Origin of the sequence: Pseudoalteromonas sp. SG44-8 (assembly GCF_014164125.1) — a bacterium.
Lineage (GTDB): Bacteria > Pseudomonadota > Gammaproteobacteria > Enterobacterales > Alteromonadaceae > Pseudoalteromonas > Pseudoalteromonas rhizosphaerae.
This window is the reverse complement of sequence record NZ_JACJEQ010000011.1, coordinates 18,736-42,358: the sequence shown is the minus strand read 5'-3', so window position 1 is coordinate 42,358 and position 23,623 is coordinate 18,736. Positions and strand designations below refer to the sequence as shown.

Here is a 23,623-nt window from a genome sequence, read left to right as displayed (position 1 = left end):
CACCTTGTTTTTGGCATAACCAAGTTTATTCAGTTATACAAGTTGTAACTGTTAAAACACGAAAAAGCAAATAACACCATTACTTTTATAAACTATCAGACTCCGAATAGTAGTCTGGATTTTGTGGTGCAGGACTTGAAATTTTAGAACGCCCAAACAGAGTATGAAACTTTGCTTTACAGGTCGTTAGCTTTAGGTATTTAATCCACGCACGTTCAATTGCGTTGGTTGGTTCTTGATTACCAGAGACAACGGCAAAAAATTGTTCTTGGATTTCATTTTGTGGTTCAAGGGTTTTATTATATAACCCTTTTAGAACAACACCGTGTTGTTCAAGGATACTGGCTTCTAGTAAGGTGAAATTACCGCTGCGGCCGAATCCGCGCGGAAAGTTTTGATCATCATAAAACTGACGTTGGCTTACAAATGCTTGGCGAAGTAGTGAAATATCATTGCTCATTGCTGTTTCCTCATACCCTATTTTCAAGCTGGAGTATGGATCAAGTTGCGCAATTTATTAAACAAAAAATTTTTATCGTGAGGATAAATAATTGGATATAGATTTATTGAAAACCTTTGTCGAAGTGGTACGTACTCGTCACTTTGGTAAAGCGGCTGAAAACCTTTACATTACGCAGTCTGCGGTGAGTTTTCGAATTCGTCAATTAGAACAAGGACTAGGGGTTAATTTATTTATCCGCCAACGTAATAACATCCAATTGACTGCACCAGGGGAGCGCTTATTACCCCATGCGCAAATGATTATTACTGGTATGCAACGAGCTAAAGTCGATGTTGCTCTTGCTGATAATATGCATAAGCAAGTAAGTTTAGCAGGGACGCCCAATATTTGGGATGCTTTTTTACAGTTTGGTATCACTAATATTGTTTCTGCAATGCCAGGGGTATCGCTGGTGGCTGAAGTTAAAGCACAGCAAGAAAGTACAAGGTTATTATTAGAGCGCACCTTAGATCTAGCGATTTTATTTGATCCACCAAAAGTGGATGAATTAGTAGTTGAGCGTATTTGCACCTTGCCAATTATACCTATCAGTGCATTTGAAGGAGCTGCTAATGATAACTTTTTTGATAATCAATATGTCTATGTTGACTGGGGAACTACCTTCTCACTTTGGCATGCACGGCAATTTACTGGCCACACTCCACCATATTTTCGTACCAGCACAGGACGCATTGCATTAGATTTGATACTACAATGTGGAGGTAGTGCATTTATTCCTGAAGTTTTAGCGAAAAGCCATATAGATAAAGGGGAGCTACATCGAGTGTCTGATGTGGAACATACTTCTCGGGATATTTTTGTCGCTTATCACAGAGATAATGAACAAAAACCCTTGCTTGAGACGTTGGTTAATTTATTACTGGAATTAACACCAACAATAAGCAGTGAATTTAGTGCTAAGTAAGCTATATATGACAGTTTTGTGTTGATTTGATGTCTTTTGTTGTTCCTTTTTATGAATAATATGAGTCATAAATATTTCTGTTGTAATATTTCTGTCATTTACCGCAGGCAAAATGCAGCGAATTAAAAATTAGTCTGTTGCGTTTATTGAGGAAATAATATGAAATTTGCAAAGTCGAGCCTATTACTAGCTGTGTTAAGTGGTTTATCTTTTTCTGCATTTGCTGATGTTGATGTGTATGGTAAAGCAAATGTCTCTGTGCAATCTTCGGATGACGGTGAAGGGTCATTCAGCGAAATTAAAAGCAATGCATCGCGAATCGGTTTTAAAGGTTCTGAAAACATCAGTGATGGCTTAGAAGCTATTTATAAGTTCGAATTTCAAGTTAATGTTTCTGATGATTCAAAAGACACGGTTACATCACGTAATCAATACGTTGGTTTAAAAGGTGGATTTGGTCAACTAGTGATTGGCCGTAATGATACTGCTTTAAAGCAATCACAAGGAAAGTTGGATTTATTTGATAACCTTGAAGGTGATATCAAAAATTTATTTAAAGGTGAAAACCGTCTTAGTGATACAGTTACTTATTCATCGAAGGATTTAAGTGGCTTTAAAGTGCTTGCAACTTACGTTGCAGAAAAAGACAGTGATGGCGATAGCGGTTATTCATTAGCACTTACTTATGGCGATGCTGGACTGAAGAAAAGCAATGTTTATGCATCAGTTGCTGCCGACAGTGAAGTTAATGGTTATGATGTTGTACGCGCTACCGTGCAAGGGAAGGTAGCTGATTTTAAATTAGGTGCAATGTACCAAAGCCAAGAAAAAGTGGATGGTAGCGGTGATGCCGATGGTTATTTAGTTAATGCGGCTTACACTCTTGATAGCAATACATTTAAAGTTCAATACCAAGTAATGGATTTTGATGCGGGTGATAAAAAGTCTGCCATCTCTGCAGGTGTTGATCACTCCTTGAGCAAAAACACCAAGTTATTTGCCTTCTACACTAATTTTGATATGGACAGCAATGTTGATCAAGATTACTTAGGTGTTGGCATGGAATACAAGTTTTAGTCTTTAGACTGTTGAAAAAGCCTTACTTATTACAGTAAGGCTTTTTACTATTAAGCTTGTGCATACACTGATTTACCCGCAAGCCAGCGATTGATTAGTTGTTCTACTTGTTCAGGATACTGGCGGAGCATTTGTAGTGCGATAGGTCTGACTAAGTTGAGTGTGTGCTTATCTCTGGTTAAGTCAGCAATTTTAAATTCCGCTAAACCTGTTTGTTTTGTGCCGAGCACTTCACCTGGACCACGAATTTCCAAATCACGTTCTGCAATTACAAAACCATCATTGCTATCTCTTAGAACAGCCAAACGTTTTTGTGCAGTATGAGACAGCGGTGCGTGGTATAAAAGCACACAATGGGATGCGATTGCACCACGACCAACTCGACCACGTAACTGATGTAATTGTGCAAGGCCAAGCCGTTCAGGATTTTCAATGATGATCAAACTGGCATTCGGCACATCTACACCGACTTCAATGACCGTTGTCGCCACTAATATATGAATTTTTCCAGCTTTGAACTCGCTCATAATAGCTTGCTTTTCTGCTGCTTTCATACGGCCATGAACTAATCCTATAGTTAACTCTGGCAGTGCATGAGTTAATTGCAGTGCGCTATCTTCTGCTGCTTGGCATTGCAATGCTTCCGATTCATCAATTAAGGTGCATACCCAATATACTTGACGACCTTGCTCGGTACAGGCTGTTTTTACACGAGCAATAATTTCATCACGACGCGTATCAGGTAGTGCAATGGTTTTAATTGGGGTACGTCCTGGTGGCAACTCATCAATCACGGACGTTTCTAAATCGGCATAAGCTGTCATCGCCAGTGTACGTGGGATCGGTGTTGCTGTCATAACCAGTTGATGGGGATAGCAATCACCAAAACGGCCTTTTTCTCGTAGCGATAAGCGCTGATGGACGCCAAAGCGGTGTTGTTCGTCAATAATAATAAGCACTAGGTTATTAAATGTTACTTGTTCTTGAAATAACGCATGAGTCCCAACAATCATTTGCGCTTCACCTGATGCTATTTTTTCAAGCGTTGCGCTGCGTTCTTTTCCTTTGGTTTTACCACCGAGCCATGCTGTAGTTATACCTAAAGCCGTAAACCAATTTTCGAAAGTAATGCCATGTTGTTCTGACAGAATTTCGGTGGGTGCCATTAATGCCACCTGATAGCCCTGTGCGATAGCTGTTAAGGCGCTCAGTGCCGCAACCAGGGTTTTACCTGAGCCAACATCGCCTTGTACTAAGCGCATCATTGGATAAGGAGACTGCAAATCGTTTTTTATTTCAGCGACGACTTTGTTTTGCGCGTTGGTTGGAGCAAAGGGGAGCTGCGCTAAAAAATCATGCTCCAGATGATTAATAGGGTTCAGAGCAACTGCTTTTACTTGCTGTCCTTGTTGACGTAATTTTAATAAGCTCAAATTTTGCGCCAGTAACTCTTCAAACACTAAACGTTGTTGAGCCGGGTGCAGGCCTTGCTCTAATGCGGTGATATCTACATCATTAGCGGGGCGATGTAAAAGTAGCAGTGCTTGAGTTAAATCCATACCAGCGTGTTGGAATTGCACTGGCAATAACTCTTCTACCTGATATTTTTCAAGTAATGCAATCGCCTGATCACTTAATGCACGGATCGACAGTTGTTTTAACCCTTCCGTTGTCGAGTAAACAGGCGTTAGTGTGGTTGCTGTTGGTTGTTCGCTCGGTGTATCGCTGAGGCTGTATTCAGGATGAGTCATTTCATAACCGACTCTGCCACGTCGTACCTCGCCAAAACAGCGGATCACCTTACCGCTACTTAAGGTATTCTTTTGTGCTGCAGTAAAATTAAAAAATCGCAGGGTGAGTCGTCCAGTACCATCGTTAACTTGGCAAACGAGCATTTTACGTTTACCAAAGGTAATTTGGCTGGTTTCTATGGTGGCTTCAATACTGACATGACTATGCACAGCTAAATCACTGATAGCATAAATACGGGTGCGGTCTTCATATCGAAGCGGTAGATGAAAGAGCATATCTTGCACTGTGCTAATGCCGAGTTTTTTTAGCCGCTCGGCCATCTTTGGACCAACGCCTTTGAGGTCAGTGATTGGGTAGCGGCTTAAAGTTGGCTTTGACACAATACGCTCAAATCTTTCATTTTTAGATACTTTTTAGTTTACGTGCGAACAGGCCTGTCATCAAGCATGTTTTAATTTGTGCCAAAACTCATCATCAGCGATGATTTCACCATTTGCATCGAGGGCTGGATAGGGTTGCGATTTTTCTTTGCATTTTTGTGCAATGATTGGATGGCAACCTTCAAATAGCATCTTATGTTTTATGCTCTCATCCAGCATAGTGCGCTCATATAAGCCGGCTTGCAGGCGTTGGTTTTGTGCCTCAAATAATATCAGTGCAGCGGCCACAGACACATTCAGAGACTGCGCCATACCTTGCATTGGAATAATAATGTTTTTATCTGCGTGGGCAAGTGCTTGTGGAGAGATCCCGGTTTTTTCTTGGCCGACAATAATGGCTGTTGGTAGAGTATAATCAATCTCACGGTAGTCAACAGCATCAGGGCATAAGTTAGTAGCGAGTATTTGTACTTGCGGATTATGCAGGCGCATCATAGCCACAGCGCTGTCGATATCTTTATGTAAGTGAGTTGCGATCCAATTTTTACTGCCCCCAGAGGTATTATTGGTGAGCCATTTTTGGTTTTGTGGCCATACTGCATGAACATTATGGCAACCCACAGCATCAGCGCTGCGAACAATTGCAGACAAGTTATGGTGTTTGTGCACATCTTCTAAGCACACGGTTAAATCGGTTTGACGACGATCTAGTACGTGTTTAATGCGATGATAGCGGGTGTTTTCCATTTTTAGCCTTGTCTGAACTCATAAAATTGCCGCTATTATACGGGAATTACCGTCTTAAGGCATTACTGAGCGGCTAATTGGGTTTTGCAGTGATATTAGCGTTTCGGTTGACTGAATAGCTTCGATAGCTTGAATCTTATTGATCAATACATCTTGTAAATGATCAATTGAACGGGTCATTACCTTAATAAAAATACTGTAGTTACCGGTTGTGTAATAAGCCTCAACGACTTCTTCAAGTTCCTTTAGGTGCAATAAGGTTTGTGGGTAGTCTCGAGCATTATTGAGGTTGATGCCAATAAAACAACATACATCGTAGCCTAACTGCTTCGCATTGACGCTAACTTGGGTGCCTGTAATGATCCCGGCTTGTTTCATTTTTTCAATCCGTACATGAATTGTACCTGCGCTAACGGCGAACCGTTTGGCTAATTCTGCATAGGCTGTGCGGGCATTATCCATTAATGCGTGGAGGATCTGTTTATCAAGATTATCGATTTGATAATTTTCCATATAAATATCATCTTTAAATTATTGAATCATCATTTTTTATACCACTAAATTAATCAAATTAATATGGTAAAGGTGTTTTTGTTATTGGTTATTGAATTAAAGTGCAAAATGATTGAGGATTGCTTTAACGACATGGTTGCTCATAGTGCAATCATGCATTTATGCAAGTAACAATAACTGGGAATGAGGCCAATTATTATGAGTTCACACTTTGTCCAGCAACAGCTGCAAATTAGTAAAGTTAAACAGTATTTTTCACACCAGCTAGAACAACAGCTAGGGTTAATTGAAGTACAAGCGCCTATTTTGGCTAAAGTAGGCGATGGTATCCAAGATAACCTAAGTGGCACTGAAAATGCGGTTGCGGTAAAAGTTAAAACTATTCCAGCGAGTCAATTTGAAGTGGTTCACTCTTTGGCAAAATGGAAGCGAAAAACACTAGCTGAGCACGGCTTTGCAATTGGTGAAGGTTTATACACACATATGAAAGCGTTGCGCCCGGATGAAGAGTCATTAAGCCCCATCCATTCTGTTTATGTTGATCAGTGGGATTGGGAGAAAGTAATTTGTGCCAGTTCTGAGCGCTCTCTTGATAAGTTAAAAGAAACAGTACAAGCCTTGTATAAAGGCTTAAAAGCAACCGAGCAATTTGTTGCTGATGAATTTGGTATATCACCATTTTTACCCGCTGATATTACTTTTGTACACAGTGAACAGTTACGTCAAATGTACCCTGATTTTACCGCCAAGCAGCGCGAAAAAGCGATTACACAAGAATATGGTGCGGTGTTTTTGATAGGCATTGGTGGGGCATTAGCCGATGGTAAGATTCATGATGTACGCGCACCTGACTACGATGATTGGTCGACTCAGACCTGCGAGCAATACAGTGGCTTAAATGGTGATATTTTACTGTGGAACCCTGTGCTTGAAGATGCTTTTGAAATTTCATCAATGGGTATTCGCGTATCACCAGAAGCATTAGTTGCACAGCTTGCAATTACCGGTGACCAAGCTCGTTTAGAATTTGATTGGCATAAGCAACTACTAGCTAAACAATTACCACAGACAATAGGTGGTGGCATTGGTCAATCTCGATTGGCGATGTTGTTATTACAAAAACCTCACATCGGTCAAGTACAAGTAAGTGTATGGCCGGAGGAGTTAAAACAGCAAGTGGCTGGTATTTTATAACGTAGACGAGAGAATAGAGACTATCTGCTGTTAGTCTCTATCTGCTTGCGATCAACTGGTTTTAAATTCAATCTCTATTTTTCCTTCTTGCAGTTTTACGTTACAAGGAGGGTAGCTGCGATTTGTTCTTAATACTTTATCGAAAATGTGGATTTCTACCCCAGAATGCAATTTTTTATTGACCGCTAAATTAGCATTATCAAGTAGTTCATATAGACTTTGTTCTAGCGTTGTTAGGCGTTTTTCTAGCTGCTCTGCTTGTTGGCAATAATGTTGCTGAGTAGCTCCTATTTTAGCGAGCAATAGTTTTTTCTTATCTAAATCTTTTACTAAATCGGCCTTTTCTAGCGTTGCTTGCAGGGTGTCTAATTGCTCATCGGTTTTAGCTAATTCTTTAAGGCATTCATCGGTTTCAGTAGTAACAGACTTTCCTGAGGCAACCATGTTTATGAGCATTTTAGCGCCAGATTCATTACCAATTTCACCAGCGATAATCATTCCGGCATCCAGGATCTCGCCACCAAATAACTTCCCTTGTGGATTGTCTGCTTGGCCTATCTGTAAAAGCTTAGTCGCTTTCATTGCGCAGTGGCTAGCTTGGCGCTCAATAAAAATATTATTACCTTCAAGGTAGCTATATTGGGCGTGAGATAAATGAATATCACCGTTACAAATAATTTTGCACGAAAGTGTTTTATCATCTAGCTGGTGGCCAATCACACCTTGTTTAATGGTGATATTACCTTGCGCTGTCAGTTCTCCGGATTCAACCGTCCCCATCACAGTTATATCGCCTTTCGCGGTTACTTTCATGCCTGGCTCTATATTATGAGTGACAATAATGCTGCCATCAAAGTTTATATGGCCGCTTTTAACTGTGACATCGCCAATCGTAAAAATATCATCAACGCGCATGCCATTTTGTATTTCGACTGGTACGCCCGCAATACTTGAGATTAATTCAAGAGGATTAGTTTTTGATATTTCACTGCCCTCACCAGCAACTAGCGGGCTACTTTCTCCTGCTTTTGCCGGAAGTACATCGCCTTTTACGGTAAAACCTTCTTTACCAGGGGTTGCGGGTTGCTGTCGAACTAACAATGTACCGGGTTCAACACTTGCTAACTTGCCAAAGTCGCGCATATCGACAGTGCCATCTTCGCGCAGTTTCGGGGTATGCAAACGCTCTTTTAAAGTTAATACTTGAGGGAGTAATTTTGATGATTTGCCGTCTTCTGGTAAGCGACCTTTAGCGAGGATACCTTTAACGGCAGTGCCAGCGGGTAATTCAAATTGTTTTTGTAGCAGCTGCTCTAAAAATGCTTGTTTGTAGCCCCGAGCAACCCCAGCTTTGATCAGCTGCTGTTTCGCTTGATCAAGGGCTAAAACTTTGCCACCTTGTGCGAGTGTGAGTTCGCCTGTTGCTAACATTTTATCATCACTGAGTGTAACAGTTAGTGTGGCGTCATGCTTACTGGCAACCACTAAACTACGTTCGCTACTAGGCTCTTTAAAAAAAGCATTGATAGCATCATAGTCTATGCGACATTCACAGAATGTTGATTTTTCTAGAGCCTCAATAACAAAAGCGGCACTAGGCGGCGAATGTTCTATAACATCGAGTAGTACATTACCGTTATGAGCAAGCTTAAACACGGATCATCCTTTTACAACACTTAAGTTAAAGGTTTTTATAATTATATAAGGATAGAGTGCTAGAGATTTGAATAACTGTCAAGAAAATCGAGGAAAAGGGGACTGATGAGTTAATACACCTAAGCATAAATGCTTAGGTGTATTGCTGTAAGCTTAATTTGTTGAAGGCAATTCCATAATACCGTCAATTTCAACTTGCACGTTTTTTGGTAATGCGCGCACGCCAATTGCTGCTCGGGCAGGATAAGGTGCTTTGAAGTATTGGCTCATTACTTCATTTACCGTCGCAAAGTTAGATAGATCAGTTAAATAGATATTAACTTTTACCAAGTCTTGGATGTTGCCACCGGCTTCTTCACATACCGCACTAATATTTTTAAATACTTGATGTGTTTGTTCTGCGAAATCTTCAGAGATCACTTCCATCGTTGCGGGAACTAATGGAATTTGACCCGATAAGTAAACTGCTGTACCAACTTTTACTGCTTGGCTATAAGTGCCGATGGCAGCAGGTGCTAGATCCGTAGAAATAAATGCTTTATTCATGATTTTCCTATGTTATTTTTTACGATAGACTTTTTGCACATCAGGCATTACGCGAATGCGGCGCATGATATTTGCAACATGGACACGATTTTTCACGGTGATCCCTAAATCTATCACGTATAAATTACTTTCTTTTTCATCTGTGGCAATTTCCACTATGTTTGCTTGGGTTGTAGCAATTACATTGGTTAGTTTTGCGAGTGCGCCTTGGTGGTTTATGATTTCCACACGCAGTGCTGCAATATATTCTTTTTCTGGATTATCATCCCATTTAACAACCAAGTACTTGGAGCGTTCAGTTTCCCAGCCGCGAATATTTTTACATTCTTGGCGGTGAACCGTGATGCCTTTACCTTGGCTTATATGTGCGGTGATAGCATCCCCAGGCACTGGTCGACAACATTTAGAATAATTAACTAGCATGCCTTCAGTGCCAATAATGGTCGCTTTAGCATTTTTAGTCATATCGCCTAAATCATCATTGTCATTTTGCAGTAAGCGGCGTGCGATCAGCATGCTCATTAAATTACCGCAGCCAATTTCAACTAATAGCTCTAATACAGTATTGAGTTCATGTTCTGCTAATACGCGACTAATATTTTCGTCAGGCAGATCATCGAACTTCGTTTCACCTAAAGCTGAGTCGAGTAAGCGACGGCCAAGTAATAAAGCTTCTTCATGATGTTGGCTCCTCAGGTAATTGCGAATTCCTAAACGTGCTTTACCGGTAACAATAAAGTTTAACCACGTTGCGTTAGGGTGCGCACCTGAGCTGGTAATCACTTCAACTGTTTGACCCGTATCTAATGCTTTACTTAACGGATGAGGTTTACGGTTAACGCGTGCACCCACACAGGTATTACCAACATCGGTATGGACCGCGTATGCAAAATCAACGGCGGTTGCACCCATAGGTAACTCGACTATGCGACCATCAGGAGTGAACACGTAAATTTCTTCTGGGAATAGCTCTGTTTTAACGTTTTCAACAAATTCAAATGATGAGCCTGCGCTTTGTTGTAATTCCAACAAACTTTGCATCCACTGACGTGCACGTTGTTGTGCAGTGTGGCCTGCGCTATCACCGGATTTTTTATACATCCAATGAGCAGCAACTCCTTTATCTGCCATGTGATCCATATCGTGAGTACGGATCTGGATCTCAACAGGGATCCCATGTGGACCAACTAATGAGGTATGCAACGATTGATAACCATTAGTTTTAGGTACTGCTATATAGTCTTTAAAGCGAGTTTCGATTGGTTTATATAAATTATGGGCAACGCCAAGTACCCGATAGCAGATATCCATTGAATCAACTGCAATTCTAAATGCGTAGATATCCATGACTTCATTAAACAGTAACTCTTTATTAAGCATTTTTTTATAAATACTATATAAGTGTTTTTCGCGCCCAGAAACAGTGGCTGTAATGCCAGCTTCTTCAAGGCGTGCTGTTATCTCGGTTTGGATATTTGAAATGACTTCTTTGCGATTGCCGCGCGCTTTGGCAACTTCTGACTTTAAAGCGCGATGACGCATCGGGTAGAGGGCTTGAAAACCTAAATCCTCTAACTCATTTTTAATATCGTGAATACCTAAACGATTAGCAATCGGCGCATAAATCTCTAACGTTTCGCGGGCAATACGTCGACGTTTGTCAGGACGTAATGCTCCAAGAGTGCGCATATTATGAGTACGATCAGCAAGTTTGATTAAAATAACACGAATATCTTGTGTCATTGCCATAATCATTTTTCGATAGTTTTCAGCTTGGAATTCTTTTTTATCTTTAAAGCTGAGCTTATCAAGCTTGCTTACGCCCTCAACTAATTCGGCGACTGTCTCGCCAAAAATTTCGGCTAAATCTTGTTGGCTAAAGTCGGTGTCTTCAATCACATCATGCATTAATGCAGCCATTAACGTTTCGTGATCTAAATGCATACCAGCCAGAATTTGGCTTACTTCAACAGGGTGAGTAATGTAAGGTTCGCCACTTGAGCGAGTTTGACCCTCATGGGCCTCTCGGGCTACCACATAGGCTTTTTGTACCAGCTCTACATCAGCAGCAGGTAAGTATTCTGATATTTTCTTTTTTAGACCTTCAAAAAGATACATTCACACTCCAATGTTCTCGTGAAGCAAATAGGTAACGGTATGTTAAGAATATACGATGAAAAGAAGGGATTGCCAACGGCTAGAATAGAAATACTATACCGTTGGCTAAATCAGACAAGGAAGTCAGATTATTGGTTGCCGCCTACAATAGCTGCAACTGCAGCCATTTCAGCCGCCTCTTGATGTTGTTGCTCTTCACGATCAATAAGATCCATTGATGAGCTATCTACTAAACCAAGTTCAATTTCACGTAAAGCAACAACCGTTGGTTTATCGTTTTCAGGATCAACCAGTGGCTTTTTACCACCGACCGCGATTTGACGGGCACGACGGGCCGCAACTAAAATTAAATCAAAACGATTACCAATTGCATCTACTGCATCTTCAACAGTTACGCGAGCCATCTTAGCACTCCAAATAAATTTTTAAGCAAAGACGTAGTTTACTGCACCGAGTCAGATTCGCCAATAGCTTGTGGTTAATTTAAACAAATAAAATACTTACTGAACCCAAATTAGGATTTAACGCAGTAAGTCTACGAGTAAATCTTGATGGCGAATAGCTTGGCTTTGTAGCGATAAGCGTTTTGCCAATACGATCGTCTCAATTTCCTTCAGCGCAGTTGCAAAATCATCGTTAACCACGACATAGTCATATTCATTGTAATGAGACGTTTCAGATTGTGCTTTTGCCATGCGACCAGCAATGATTTCTTGTGAATCTTGGCCGCGATTATTTAAGCGCGCTTCAAGCTCAACTTTTGACGGTGGTAGGATAAAAATGGTTTCAACATCAGCGACCAGATCACGAACTTGACGTGCACCTTGCCAATCAATATCTAAAAATACATCAATACCTGCTGCAAGCTGCTCTTCAATTGCTTGCTTTGATGTACCGTAGTAATTATCGAACACTTGCGCCCATTCAAAAAAATCATTCTTTTCAATTAATGATTTGAATTCATCAACATTTACAAAGTGGTAATGCACGCCATTTGCTTCGCCCGGACGAGGCGAGCGAGTAGTATGCGATACAGATACTTTCATATCATTATACTTAGTTAACAATGCATTGATTAAGCTGGATTTACCCGCACCAGATGGTGCCGATAAAATAAATAAGTTTCCGCGAGAGTGTGCCATGGGTTTTTACCTAAAATAAACCGACTAGAGCTGCTAATAAGCTCCGCCTTAATTTTGGTATTGTACTTTATTTAGTGAAGTTTACTCAACTGCCGAAAGTATCCTAGTGAGGTGATTAAATTTTAACGTATTAATAACCGTATTTTTGTTACGGCAATGATGACTGTTTAAAAAACTCCCGCATTTTAACGATTATTTGTACTTAGTTGCATAATGCAAAAATGATCGTTGCAAGTTGCATCTTTCATATTCAACTTTATTTTATTTTGTTTTATTTCAATGTTTTATTTTTTGGAATGATGCCTGCATTGGTACAGTTACTTAATGATTGAGGGCTTACTAATGAGATTAACCCATTTAGCCACAGCGTGTTTAGTTTCACTTCCTTGTGCTGTATTTAGCCAGCCATTCGATAATTGCCCTAGTCAGGCATTTTTGATGCAGGATGCAAAGGCACAGCTTTACGGTATAGATTTAGTGTCGGCTAAACCTACGATTTTATCATCGGCTTTGACGTTTGCTAGCGAGGCAAATAATGAAAGTGTGAATGCCGTCGGTTTTAATTACAAAGACCAATACTTATACGGTTTTAGCCGACAATCGCCTAAAAGCGTGGTGCAAATTGGTAGCAACTACGAAATGAAGCGGTTAAATGTTACTGGCCTACCCGATACTAATTTTTATGTAGGTGATATTCAAGTGACTGGTGAGCAAGCAAATCAAAGTGCGATGTATTATGTATATACTCCCAATTTTGGTTTATATGAAATCAATCTAGAGGGTGATCTAGATGCCCCCATAACTGCTCGGCTACTACCTGCAACCGACACATGGAACTTAGGTATATTTGATTTTGCATTTCATCCGCAAAGTAACCTGTTATACGCAGTTGAATCAAATGGTGATTTGCATGAAATTAACGTTGCAGAAAATACTACCAAGTTTATTACTCAAGTTGATATTGGTGATGATACGGGCGCATTTGGTGCTGCCTATTTTGATATCAATGGTCAGTTTTATTTTAGTAATAATAAAAGCGGAAAAATTCACAAAGTTGATTTAAGTATTAGTCCTGTTGTTGGTTATACGCCTGTTGCTAATGTGTTTACATCGGGCCCTAAGTCAAGTCAGAACGATGGGGCTCGTTGTGCTATTGCCGAAGTTGAGGTAACAGATAGTTCGATTGATTTTGGTGATGCTCCTCTACCTTATAACACCAGTTTAGAGCAAAGCGGAGCCAGGCATTTATTCGATCCTAACAGCACTGGCAGTAATCTGATTTATTTAGGCGATACAGTCGATGGTGAAAATATCAATACTGATGCCGACTTAATCAATAACCCAGTTGATGCATCAGATGATGGGGTGAGCTTTGTGACGGCAATATCGGCGGGTCAAGATAGCCAAATTATTATAAACGCCTCTGCGAGTAGCTTTTTATATGCATGGTTTGATTGGGATCAAAATGGCGGCTTTAGTGAAAGTGAGCGCATAATAACTAAATATCAACTTAATCAAGGCGATAACAGTATTTTAATTAATGTACCTAGTAATGTTAAAGCTGGACAGACATGGGCTCGTTTTAGGGTAACTGATGGCTCGGAAGCTTCGCTTATTACTGCCACTGGAGGTGTTTTAGGTGGTGAGGTGGAAGATTATGAAATAACAACATTTGCTAGTGCTGTATACCCAGGAGAAAACGATTGGGTGACACTTGCTTATGAAGATAAATGGCCGTTTGCAGGTGATTATGACTTTAATGACGTGGTCGTAAATTACCGTACTACTCAGCTCATTGAGGGCACTAATGTTGTTGGTTATAAAATTGATGGCCAGTTAATTGGTGTAGGAGCAACCTATCATAATGGCTTTGCGGTAAGCCTTAAAGAGACGGTAAATAATACAACTTACTCAATTTTAAGTAGAGAAGTCGATGCCGATAACATTCGGTTTGTGATTAATGGCGAACTACAAACAGGCTCATTTTTGGAAGCAAACACAGAGCAGGCTATTTTAATTTTTATGCAAGACACTTGGCTGCATGTGAATAAGCAATCAGGGTGCGAGTATTTTAGAACGGAAAGTAATTGCGACGTCAACAGCAAAGTAACTTTTAGTATGACTATCCCATTAAAAGTCCCTAAAGCGAAAATATTATCCCCCGGAACATTATTAGACCCTTTTATTTTTGCTACAGAGGGCTTTTATCATGGCGATTTTTTAGTTGGTAAAAATGCGCGCAGCTGGGAAGTACACATGAAAAATCAAGCGCCCACAGAAGTATTTGACGCGACTTTGTTTGATCTCAGTGGTGCAGATGATGTGAGCCAGCAAGAAAGTGGTTTGTTTTTCTTAACTGAAAACGGCCTACCATGGGCGATTGAAGTAGGAGTGCAATGGTTACATCCACTTGAAGGTGTAGATATAACCGATGCCTACGATAGCTTTGCTAATTTTGCTCAGTCGTCAGGAAAGCAAAATCCACAATGGTTCAATCACTACAACAGCAATAATGTGGCAGTTAGAGGAGAACAGTAATGAAAAAATTAACCGTTATTTTATGCTTATCATCATTTTTAGTTGCGTGTGGTGGTGGTGAAAGCGAAAGTACTGCGGCAGTACCTGCAGCTGTTGAATCACTACCATCGAGTGTCGTTCCTATCACCATCGACTCAGCCGGAATGGCCAGTTTAGTGATAGATGATCGTTTTGATTTATCAACGAAATTTAAACTAAAGATTGATGTAGCTCTCTCTATAGGTGACGTAAGAGCTTACTTAAATATTTGCCAAAAAAAGGCCAATAGCCTACGTGCTGATTATGGAAACTGCTTAGTTAGAGCTCCTTTATCGCAAGGATCTATAAAAACTACGCTTGCAATGAGTAGACAAGATATCGAGCTGATTGCAGAAATTTGGTTTTACGATACCAGCACTCAACCCCTTTCATTCGCATGGCAGTTTGATACACAAGTAGAACATCAGATGTTTGAAATAAGGTAGTAAAAGTCAAAGGTAAGCAGTAACGGTAAAGTGATCAAGCTAAAGAATACACCTAGGTATATTCTTTATACTAGTTAGGGTAGTGATTTATGTTGAAGTTTCTTAATGATAACAATGGCGATCTTTTGCAAAAAAAGAGGCTAGTAAAATTTTTTGTCGCAGCAGCTGCGTTTATGCTAATTGCGATTGCCTATAATCCTTCGCAATATTATTACGCTGATCTTTTAGTATCATTGCGTATGCCATTACTAGTTATTGCCTTATGCTTTGCCATGTTGCTTTTAATTATAAAAGCAACATATTTAGGTGGGTCGCTATCAATTATATGCTTGATAAGTTTGAGTTCATTATTACCATTGCATTCGTTACCAAGTGAGCAAACCAAAAATGCGATTTCGATAAAACAAATAAACTTAAATTATAGTAACCCGTTTATTGAATCGCACTTAGTTCGCTTACAAAAACAATCTTGGGATGTATTAATTCTGCAAGAGTTTAGTGATTTAAATCGGCATTTGCTCTCTCGTTTTTTAACCAAGGCTAGTTTATTTGGTTATCGTGAAGTAGAGGGGATCCCTTACGGCATCGTTGTTATTTCGCGTTTACCTATAATTTATAGACAACAAGTAAAACTTCAAGGGGATAGGTTAGGTTACATTAAACTGCGCTTGTTATTTAATAATGAAGTTATCACTACGTATATTGCCCACCCACCATCACCAAGAACCAAGCAGCACTGGGAAAATAGAAATATTTTACTCGCGGCGCTGCATGCAGCAACAATACAAGAGCAAACACCATGGCTAATTGCAGGTGATTTAAATATTGTCCCTTGGTCACGTTATTTTAGTTGGCAAAGTACACAAAGTTGTTATGGAGCAAGTCCTTATAGTAGTTTTATGCCCTTAAATATTAAGCCGACACTGCTAACCGGGTTACCCATAGATCACTGTGTTTTTGACGAGCAATTTACGTTAAACAGCTTAATAGTGAGTAATTTTGCAGGAAGTGATCATAAGATGCTTAGTTATAGTTTGAGCCTTCATGATTAACCAAAGTTCAGCTTAGTTAGTTAATAAAAATAGCATGCAGGATTAACTACATGCTATTTGATTAAATAAACCAATGCGGATTTATTTTACTGTAATGGCAAAGGTCATTTTTAAGTCATGTAGTAAATGACGTAGGTTTCGCTTATGTGGAAAAAGTGTGAATGCAGCAGTTGCAATCGATAGGGCTTTAAATTTAGAACCTATTTCTCGATAGTACTCACCATAGCATTCTAAAATGCGTGCTTGTGCTTTTATTTTTGCCATAACGCCAGCATCATGTTTACAACGCGAGACAATTTCTTTCATTGCATTGAGTCTATTTTTACGATTTGCAGTAATAGAACCCGCTCTCATCAAGTAATCCATTGCGATACGCGGTGAAAACGCAACATCACCGATCCTTGCAAGTTTTAACCAGCAATCCCAGTCGCTAGCGCTATTTAATTGGTTATCAAATCGGCCAATATAATTAATCGCTGAACGCTTAACTACAACCGAAGATGTGCCAATTACATTAGCAAAAATCAGTAAATCCATTGGGCATTTTAAATTTTGATAACCCATATTATTTTTATCAACAAATTTTGAAAATTCAGGCCAAAAAGAAAAACAATCGACAATGGGTTCATATTCTTCGTTAATATGCATATAGTTTGTGAAACTTAAAACGCACTCTGAGTGCTCTTTCATATAGCTTAATTGTTCGTATAACTTATCATCACTCCAGTAATCATCAGCGTCTAAAAAAGCAATGTAATCACCTTTTGCTGAGGCAATAGCGCGATTTCTTACATTGACAACGCCAGTGTTTTCTTGCTCTATAACAATTAACTGGGGAATTGTTATTTGGGCGGTTTTTAACCACTCAACACTACCATCTGTTGAACCATCATCAACCACAATAATTTCTAAATTCACGTTTTTTTGTTTAACAACACTACTAATGGCTTTGGCTAAATATTGCTTACAATTGTAGTTAGGGATAATAACGCTTATTTCTATACTCATGATCCGCATCCTAGTTCTATAAATTAACTAACTAAGTACTACGCAAGTTCAGCGCCAATTATTTTAATAGGTTTGCGAGGGGGTTTTTGTCTAATGCTTTGCATTTTGCAACAGATGTTCGCAAATTGACTTTTTAATCATGTTTTTGGTGTGTTTTAACTGGGCATGCTTCTTGCGAAATAACCATAAGTTATATTTGGAGTGTTGAGCATGAAACATATTGGCATTGTGGTACCGAGTTTCCATATCCCCTCAGAAACCTTTGTGGTAACTGAGATAAACGCATTAGTAAGAGCTGGGCACAAGGTCAGTGTTATCACCTTTGCAAATTTAAATAGTTGTACCAATCTTGATAGCAGTGTAAACGTCATTACTATTGAAAAATCGTTGTTATATGCGGCTAAGTTTGCCATGAAAAAACCGCTGGCAGCATTGAAAGCGGCATTAACAGCAACAAGGTTTACCTCAATCTCGGTCACTTCACTGCTTGGCTACGGATTAAATATTGCTGACATAATCAAACAACATGGTATTTCCCACATACACTGCCACTTTATGCATGCGCCTCTGGCGTACTCAATTATAGCCAGCAAAATTGCAGGCATTAGTATCTCCTCGATTGGCCACGGGCATGACGTATACGTTAATGATACTGATCTTAGGCTGAAACTCTCATTGTGTAATTTCTCCGTGGCCGTGTGCAAAGATATGGCTGAAAAGTTAGGTAAATACAAAGCGGGTAAAGTTGAGTTGCTGCATTGTGGAGTTGATCTAAGTTTATTTAACGCAACGCCTAACCGACTTAATGAGTCTGTGAAACTATTATTTATTGGCCGTTTAGTTGAAAAAAAGGGACTACAATTTTTACTACCCGCAATAAAAAAATTAAATAAAAAATACTCAATATTTTTAGATGTTGTTGGTGAAGGCCCTTTGATGAACGACCTAAAGTTTTTATGTGAAAAGTTAGGCATTGAAAAAGAAGTTAGATTTTTAGGCAAGCAAACGCCACTGTGGCTATCAAAAAACACCAGTAATTACTCTGCGTTAGTTGCGCCATTTTGCATTTCAAGTAACGGAGATAGAGATACTGGTCCGGTGGTTTTAAAAGAGGCTATGGCTAGTGGTATTCCAGTGCTCACAACTCAATTAATGGGAGCCAAAGAAATTGTTAATGACTCGGTGGGTTTTAAGTGTGAGCCGTCGAGTATTTCAGGGTTGGAGAAAATTTTAACGGAGTTTTGTGAATTAAATCCCTATGAGAGATACGCCAAAGGAATTAACGCCAAACGCTTAGTTGCAAATAAGTTTAACGCCAGCTCACAAGCTAAAAAATTGTCATCTTGGGTGCAAAACTCTTAAGGAATAAAGATGAATGGATTAAAGCAAATCGCCTATTTTGGACTATCAACCTTGTTACTTAAGGGGCTTGGCTTTGCTTTGTTGCCTATATCTACTCGTCTTTTAAGCCAAGCTCAATTTGGTGAGCTAAACTTTTTAGTTTCTATTTCCGCTGTTATGTCTTTGTTGTTGTGTTTAGGGTTACCCGAATTATTGTTCAAGCAACAAATGAAAAATGCGGTTTATAAACAAGCTTTGTTTAGAGACGCGATTATTTTATGTAGTGTTTTGAGTGCGTTGTTTGTTGTTATTATGGTGTTATTTACCAGCTCATTTAGTGTGTTATTACCCATCTCCATTAATAAACTTGATCTGCAGTTATTAGCGGTTAATTTAGCATTTTCTGCTGTGCTATCCATTGTGTTTTGCTTTTTAAGATATTACGAAATGGCTAAGCAGTTCTGCTTTTTAGCTATTTTACAAGGAGTGGGGCAAACGCTACTCACCATTATATTACTTTACTTAGGCTATGGAGTAACGGGGGTTATGGTGTCGGGTGCTGTGTCGAGCTTTATTGTGCTGATGATTTCGTTATGCGTCATTGGCCGCACAATTACGATTAGTTTTAACTATGTTCCTTGGAATATAAGTTATAAAAATAGTTTGTTTTTATTAAGTATTATTGCTTCATCGCTGTTTGTGTATGCAAATAATGGCGCTGAAAACTGGTTTATTGCAGCCAGTGTCGGAAAAGAAAAGCTTGCCCAATATTATGTGGCAATGCAATTTGCAGTTATGACTTCGTTTACCTTTGAACCGATCAGAATGTGGTGGTTTTCTCGTCGTTTTAATGAATTAACTTCTTGTCGCACTCGTTATGTTTCTTTATGTGAGCTAAGTTTAGAAATCGCAATTGCGTTGTGTGCAGTAATGCTTATTGTTGCGCCTCATTTATTTATCTTGGTTTTACCACAAGGTTACTTACTAAATTCTTGGCTTTTACCCAGTTTAATATTTATTGTTGTACTTAGGCATCACAGCGATCTACTCAATATTGGTTGTTATATTCATTTTAACGCACTATTTGTCACTATTATTAATGCTGTTAGTGCAGCTTGCGTACTAATAGCATTGGGTATTTTAGTGCCTAAATGGGGAGTGCTTGGCGCAGTGGTCAGCTTAGTATTTGCACAAACTCTTAAAACAGTGTTGTTTGTTGTTGTTAGCCAAAAGCTCGAAAATCTGGCATTTAGTATTCAGCGATTAGTACCTAGCTGGCTCTGTTTTATTAGTGTTTTTGCCCTGGGCGTAAGTGAAATTACTCATTATGTAATTTGGCAAATCGCGGCTTTAGTTTGCCTAATAGGCGTTTTATTTAATAAGTATCAAAACAGAATGATGGCAATACTGAATCAGTATGTAACAAGGAAAGCGCATGGTTAATTGGTATAAAGCGCATTGCCACTTAATAAATGGCTTGGTGATTACTGTGCTCATTTTAGGTTTGTATTCGCTATTTGGCCCCATAGCTGCTTTTGCCTTGTTGCTATTACCGTTTGCGGGTTTTTTGGCGATACGTATTAGCACCGTGTTTATTATATTATTTATTTTGTTTAGCTATTTTAGAATCCACGAGGCGTTTGTTTTTCTAATGCCGCTTAAAATTCCTAAATTACTTGCTTTAGCATCTTTACTGGCCATTGCATGGCATTTATTTGTATCTAAAACTTTAAAACCACATTGGAGCTCTACGCATCTTATTTTTGTAATTTGGTTCGCTTGGCTCACGGTATGCGTATTTTCAGCTTCAAATAGAGGCGTTGCTATTGAGTATTGGTCTGGTGTGTTGGTTAAAGTATTTATTATGGTATTTGCTATTAGCTGGTGGTTAACGCGGTTTTCGCATTTTAGTTACGTTAGGCTGGGTATTATGATCTCAGGTGTCACTATCGCTTTAGTGGCGTTGAATAACAAAATAAACGGTGTGGGGTTAGTTGAAGGAACTAGAGTGACTATTTCACGGGAATATCGCTCGCAATTAGGTGATCCCAATGATTTATCTTTGGTGTTGATGTTTCCTGTTTCATTTTTAGCAGCTGAACTTTTTGATACAAATAGTAATAAGTATCGACGTACTTTTGCCGGAGTTGGTTTGATCTTGGCTATTTCCGGTGTTATTGCCACTCAAAGTCGTGGTGGTTTATTAGGAATAGCCGCTATTTTAAGTTTCTTTTTATATCAAAAAGTCAAAAATCCCTTCGTAGTGGCTATGTGCGGTGGTGTCGCTATGCTTGCCATGATGATTTTTGCTGGTATTTCTGACCGACAAAGCGGTGGTGCGGCAGAAGGAGGTGTCGATGAATCAGCAATGGGTAGGCTCTATGCTTGGCAGGCTGCAATCAATATGGCGTTGTCTAATCCATTAACTGGCGTTGGAGTTAATAATTTTTTTGTAAATTACTATTTTTACAGTCCTCATTGGGATGGCAAGAATCATGCAGTACATAGCACATGGTTTCAAGTGTTAGGTGAAACTGGCTTTGTTGGCTTTTGTATTTTTTTACTCGTGATAGCCAGTATTTATCGAAGTCTGTCACGGGTTTATTCTATTAATAAACTTAGTTTTAATCCTGAAGTGATGGTGAACGCTAACGCATTAAAGGCCGGTTTAATTGGCTTTATGGTTGCTGGCACTTTTTTAACTCAAGCTTTTACATGGCCACTGTATATTATTCTGGCTCTGACTATTGCACTAGAAAAGCTTACTATAGAAAGTAATAAGGAATAACAATATGTTGATACAGCTTAAACTTTGGCTAAAAAATAGTAATAATCCATTAGCGACATGGTTGTTTCAATTTGCAAAGTCGCTTCGCAATCCGCAAATCATCGTAATCCCTGTGCTACATGCTTCACTTTACTATTTGCACTATTTTATAAAAGAGTTATGCCATGAGCTAGTTCGGATTTTTTATTATACGCCTTTATTTAAAAGCCAAATTAAGGGCAGCAAAAAGCGCTTATATTTATATTCAGGTATGCCGCAAATACTTGGCAAGTTAAAAATTGAATGCAAAGACGATGTGAGAATTTCAGGGATCAGCACCTTATGCGGGCGGGTGAGTAATGAGCGAGAGCCGCTACTAAGTATTGGCAATAATGTTGATATTGGTTGGCAAAATGCTTTTTCTGTAGGGCGCACCATTATTCTTGAAGACGATGTCAGGCTGGCAGGACGAGTTTTTTTAGCCGGTTTTCCTGGGCATCCAATTGACTGTGATCGCCGCGCTAACTCTGAAAGCGATGATGAATCTCAAATTGGTGACATTATAATAAAACGCGGTGCTTGGCTGGGCACTGGAGTGACTGTACTAGGCGGTGTCACAATCGGTGAGGGAGCGATAATTGGTGCAGGAAGTGTGGTTACTAAAGATATTCCTGATTTTACTATTGCTGCGGGAAACCCTGCCAAAGTAGTTAAAAAAATTAAGGAGTAAGTGTATGAAATTTATTGTATTTGGTGAAGACTGGGCGAGTCATCCAAGCAGTACTCAACATTTATTTTCAGAGCTTGCTAAGCAGCATGAAGTACATTGGATAAACTCCATTGGTATGCGAAAACCAAGCGCTAAATTTCATGATATTAAACGTATGCTCAGCAAGTTAAAGCAGTTATTTCGACAGTCTAAAACTGCTGCAATAGCCACACCCAACAATATGACTGTTTATAAGCTGCCTGTATTACCTTGGCACGATAATCGACTCATTCGATGTTTTAACCGCTGGATTTTTTCTCGTTACCTTGCACCCTCAACTTGTAGTGAGCCCATTATGTATTGGTTAAGTGTGCCAACTGCACACTATCTATTTGATAAAAAAACCACGGATAAATTAATTTATTATTGCGGCGATGATTTTTCTGCATTGGCAGGGGTTGATGCTAAACTCGTTGCCCCCTTTGAGCAGCAGCTTATTAATAGCGCAGATCTTATCTATGTGATCAGTGAGTTATTGCTGGCAAAGATGCCCGCTACAAAAACAAAAATGCTGACCCACGGCGTAAGTTATGAGCTATTTACAAGCGACGTTGAAAAAGCCGATGAAATACAAACTATAAAAGAACCTATTATTGGCTTTTACGGCAGTATTAATGCTTGGTTAGATATTGCGTTATTAACCGCCTTGGTGGCTGCAAGGCCGCATTATCAACTCGTGCTTATCGGAGATATTGTGACTCCTGTTACACAGCTATTGCAGTTTAAAAATGTTACGCATATTGGCGCAGTTAGCCACGACCGTTTAGTATCGTTTTCTGCTCATTGGGATGTGTCGATTTTACCTTTTGTGAATAATGAGCAAATCAAAGCGTGCGATCCGCTAAAACTTAAAGAATATTTAGCGACAGGTAAACCGATTGTCGCAACTGATTTTCCTGCAGTTAGTAATTATACGCCGCATATTTTTATTGCTCACTCTAGTCATGACTTTATTAACAAGGTCGATGAGGCGCTTTCGTTAACTCAGCCACAATTAACATTATTAAACAGCGTACAAAAGAATCTAGCAAAAGCGCACAGCTGGCAGGCAAAGGCGCTTATTGTTAACGAAGACCTGCTGCGACTAAATCCTCCACATTGAGCATTAAAATGTAATCTTGGCGCGCCCTGT

General features: G+C 39.4%; 21 protein-coding genes. 11 read left to right on the top strand and 10 right to left on the bottom strand.

Translation table 11 applies throughout. The annotated features are described in order from the left end of the window. Nucleotides 1–85 precede the first annotated feature (85 nt). Complete coding sequence (locus tag H5163_RS10845) at nt 86–460, bottom strand: DUF413 domain-containing protein (RefSeq protein WP_145237075.1); 375 nt, start codon at nt 458–460, stop codon at nt 86–88. A gap of 91 nt (nt 461–551) precedes the next feature. On the opposite strand from H5163_RS10845, the gene H5163_RS10840 reads away from it, so the two are divergent. After that, nucleotides 552–1,427: a LysR family transcriptional regulator gene (locus H5163_RS10840; protein WP_145237078.1), complete on the top strand. Its 876-nt coding sequence runs from the start codon at nt 552–554 to the stop codon at nt 1,425–1,427. Nucleotides 1,428–1,586: 159 nt separating this feature from the next. Continuing rightward, nucleotides 1,587–2,504: a porin gene (locus tag H5163_RS10835; RefSeq protein WP_182735124.1), complete on the top strand. Its 918-nt coding sequence runs from the start codon at nt 1,587–1,589 to the stop codon at nt 2,502–2,504. Between the two features lie 50 nt (nt 2,505–2,554). Here H5163_RS10835 and recG read toward each other — a convergent pair whose 3' ends face one another. Genes recG through asnC form a run of 3 tightly spaced genes read right to left on the bottom strand, consistent with a single transcriptional unit; the run spans nt 2,555 to nt 5,896 of the window. Then, nucleotides 2,555–4,636 carry an ATP-dependent DNA helicase RecG gene (gene recG, locus H5163_RS10830; protein ID WP_182718081.1) on the bottom strand — a complete coding sequence of 694 codons (2,082 nt, stop codon included), beginning with the start codon at nt 4,634–4,636 and terminating at the stop codon, nt 2,555–2,557. A 60-nt stretch (nt 4,637–4,696) separates the two neighbouring features. Beyond that, nucleotides 4,697–5,383 (bottom strand): tRNA (guanosine(18)-2'-O)-methyltransferase TrmH, encoded by a 687-nt coding sequence (gene trmH / locus H5163_RS10825; RefSeq protein WP_182735123.1) that lies wholly within the window; start codon nt 5,381–5,383, stop codon nt 4,697–4,699. 54 nt (nt 5,384–5,437) lie between these two features. Then, complete coding sequence (asnC, locus tag H5163_RS10820) at nt 5,438–5,896, bottom strand: transcriptional regulator AsnC (RefSeq protein WP_145237092.1); 459 nt, start codon at nt 5,894–5,896, stop codon at nt 5,438–5,440. Between the two features lie 198 nt (nt 5,897–6,094). On the opposite strand from asnC, the gene asnA reads away from it, so the two are divergent. Further along, nucleotides 6,095–7,090, top strand: coding sequence for an aspartate--ammonia ligase (gene asnA, locus H5163_RS10815; protein WP_145237095.1), 996 nt, complete (start codon nt 6,095–6,097; stop codon nt 7,088–7,090). 51 nt (nt 7,091–7,141) lie between these two features. On the opposite strand, the gene H5163_RS10810 is transcribed toward asnA, so the two are convergent. From H5163_RS10810 to gmk, 5 genes are all read right to left on the bottom strand, one after another. Next, nucleotides 7,142–8,746: a DUF342 domain-containing protein gene (locus H5163_RS10810; RefSeq protein WP_182735122.1), complete on the bottom strand. Its 1,605-nt coding sequence runs from the start codon at nt 8,744–8,746 to the stop codon at nt 7,142–7,144. Between the two features lie 153 nt (nt 8,747–8,899). Then, on the bottom strand, nt 8,900–9,292 hold the full coding sequence (locus H5163_RS10805) for a RidA family protein (RefSeq protein WP_145237101.1): 393 nt from the start codon (nt 9,290–9,292) through the stop codon (nt 8,900–8,902). Nucleotides 9,293–9,304: 12 nt separating this feature from the next. Beyond that, nucleotides 9,305–11,410, bottom strand: a complete 2,106-nt coding sequence (gene spoT / locus H5163_RS10800; RefSeq protein ID WP_145237104.1) for a bifunctional GTP diphosphokinase/guanosine-3',5'-bis pyrophosphate 3'-pyrophosphohydrolase — start codon at nt 11,408–11,410, stop codon at nt 9,305–9,307. A gap of 128 nt (nt 11,411–11,538) precedes the next feature. After that, nucleotides 11,539–11,814 (bottom strand): DNA-directed RNA polymerase subunit omega, encoded by a 276-nt coding sequence (gene rpoZ / locus H5163_RS10795; protein WP_064667923.1) that lies wholly within the window; start codon nt 11,812–11,814, stop codon nt 11,539–11,541. Nucleotides 11,815–11,931: 117 nt separating this feature from the next. Then, complete coding sequence (gene gmk, locus H5163_RS10790; protein WP_182718084.1) at nt 11,932–12,552, bottom strand: guanylate kinase; 621 nt, start codon at nt 12,550–12,552, stop codon at nt 11,932–11,934. 342 nt (nt 12,553–12,894) lie between these two features. Here gmk and H5163_RS10785 point away from each other — a divergent pair, with 342 nt between their 5' ends. From H5163_RS10785 to H5163_RS10775, 3 genes are all read left to right on the top strand, one after another. Continuing rightward, entirely contained in the window at nt 12,895–15,090 is a 2,196-nt protein-coding gene (locus H5163_RS10785) for an LruC domain-containing protein (protein WP_182735121.1), read from the top strand. After that, nucleotides 15,090–15,554 (top strand): hypothetical protein, encoded by a 465-nt coding sequence (locus H5163_RS10780; protein WP_182735120.1) that lies wholly within the window; start codon nt 15,090–15,092, stop codon nt 15,552–15,554. The genes H5163_RS10785 and H5163_RS10780 overlap by 1 nt, the downstream gene beginning before the upstream one ends. Nucleotides 15,555–15,643: 89 nt before the next feature. Further along, nucleotides 15,644–16,606, top strand: a complete 963-nt coding sequence (locus H5163_RS10775; RefSeq protein WP_259397372.1) for an endonuclease/exonuclease/phosphatase family protein — start codon at nt 15,644–15,646, stop codon at nt 16,604–16,606. Nucleotides 16,607–16,687: 81 nt separating this feature from the next. Here H5163_RS10775 and H5163_RS10770 read toward each other — a convergent pair whose 3' ends face one another. After that, nucleotides 16,688–17,614: a glycosyltransferase family 2 protein gene (locus tag H5163_RS10770; RefSeq protein ID WP_149980658.1), complete on the bottom strand. Its 927-nt coding sequence runs from the start codon at nt 17,612–17,614 to the stop codon at nt 16,688–16,690. Between the two features lie 210 nt (nt 17,615–17,824). On the opposite strand from H5163_RS10770, the gene H5163_RS10765 reads away from it, so the two are divergent. From H5163_RS10765 to H5163_RS10745, 5 genes are read left to right on the top strand one after another with little or no spacing between them, the layout of a single operon-like run. Then, nucleotides 17,825–18,976 carry a glycosyltransferase gene (locus H5163_RS10765; RefSeq protein ID WP_182732247.1) on the top strand — a complete coding sequence of 384 codons (1,152 nt, stop codon included), beginning with the start codon at nt 17,825–17,827 and terminating at the stop codon, nt 18,974–18,976. Between the two features lie 9 nt (nt 18,977–18,985). Then, nucleotides 18,986–20,398 carry a lipopolysaccharide biosynthesis protein gene (locus H5163_RS10760; RefSeq protein WP_182735119.1) on the top strand — a complete coding sequence of 471 codons (1,413 nt, stop codon included), beginning with the start codon at nt 18,986–18,988 and terminating at the stop codon, nt 20,396–20,398. After that, nucleotides 20,391–21,743: an O-antigen ligase gene (locus H5163_RS10755; protein WP_182735118.1), complete on the top strand. Its 1,353-nt coding sequence runs from the start codon at nt 20,391–20,393 to the stop codon at nt 21,741–21,743. Before H5163_RS10760 ends, H5163_RS10755 begins: the two co-directional genes overlap by 8 nt. 4 nt (nt 21,744–21,747) lie before the next feature. Continuing rightward, on the top strand, nt 21,748–22,452 hold the full coding sequence (locus H5163_RS10750) for an acyltransferase (RefSeq protein WP_182718090.1): 705 nt from the start codon (nt 21,748–21,750) through the stop codon (nt 22,450–22,452). A gap of 4 nt (nt 22,453–22,456) precedes the next feature. Beyond that, on the top strand, nt 22,457–23,593 hold the full coding sequence (locus tag H5163_RS10745) for a glycosyltransferase (RefSeq protein WP_182735117.1): 1,137 nt from the start codon (nt 22,457–22,459) through the stop codon (nt 23,591–23,593). Nucleotides 23,594–23,623: the final 30 nt, after the last annotated feature.